This is a genomic window from Snodgrassella alvi, assembly GCF_002777855.1.
In the GTDB taxonomy this organism is placed as follows: domain Bacteria; phylum Pseudomonadota; class Gammaproteobacteria; order Burkholderiales; family Neisseriaceae; genus Snodgrassella; species Snodgrassella alvi_E.
Genome location: NZ_MEIK01000041.1, coordinates 1 through 961, shown reverse-complemented (window position 1 = coordinate 961; position 961 = coordinate 1). Strand labels below are relative to the sequence as shown.

Annotated in this window: 1 protein-coding gene; it reads left to right on the top strand. The window is 47.5% G+C overall.

From position 1 onward, the window contains the following. Positions 1 to 22: 22 nt before the first annotated feature. A partial coding sequence (locus tag BHC43_RS10565) for a VENN motif pre-toxin domain-containing protein (RefSeq protein WP_180297494.1) occupies positions 23 to 961 on the top strand: 939 nt, incomplete at its 3' end.

Genomic DNA, 961 nt, shown 5'->3' with positions numbered 1-961 from the left:
ACTGCCGGATTTACAGCAGATTATGGACAAACAGCAGGCCGTAGCGGATGCCACCGCCACCATCATGCAAAGCGTACGTACACTAAGCACAGATATGGCAAACAAAGCGGACAAAGAAAAGCAGCAGGCGAAAAAAGCGGCAGAAGAGCAACTGCAAACAGAAGGCGGAGAGATACTAAACAAATACAATAGCCTGAACGAAGCCGAAAAAGCCGAATTCCTGAAACAATATTCCAGCAGTTACAAACAAGCAGACGAACAGGCACAGGCATGGGGCATAGGCGGCAACAAGAGCCGTGCACTGAATGCAGTGACCACAGCCATCACCGGTGCACTGGGCGGACAGACCAATATACAGGTAGTGGCCAACACCTTAGCACCATATGCATCAGAGCTGATAGGCAAACAATTCGGCCACGGAGAAAACAAAAACGAAGCAGCGCAGCTGGTAGCGCATGCCATATTAGGTGCAGTAACTGCAAGTGTAAACGGAGGCAGTGCAGCAGCAGGAGCGGCAGGAGCGAGCAGTGCAGAATTGGCAGCCCAATACCTAATAAACCATCTGCCAAAAGAGCAGTATCCAGAAGCAATAGATCCCGCCACAGGAGAAATAGACCCGAACAGATTGCCGGAAAACGTAAAAGGAAGCATAAGAGACCTATCGTCAGCGATAGGGACAGTAGCAGGGGGACTAAGCGGAGGAACACTGAGTAATGCGCAGATAGCAGGAGAGCTTGGGCAAAATGCAGTAGAGAATAATGCCTTAATTAACAGCAAAGGAGAAAGCAAGCTTAATGCACAGGAAAGAAAAATAAATGAAAAGCTGAAAAAAGCGGGGGTACAAAGTGCGGATGATTACCAAAGAAAATACGATGCATGTCAAACCAAAGAATGTCAACAACAGGTTATAGAGAATTACAAAAAAGCCTCAGAAGAGGCCTCACAAATCATACTAAGTCTG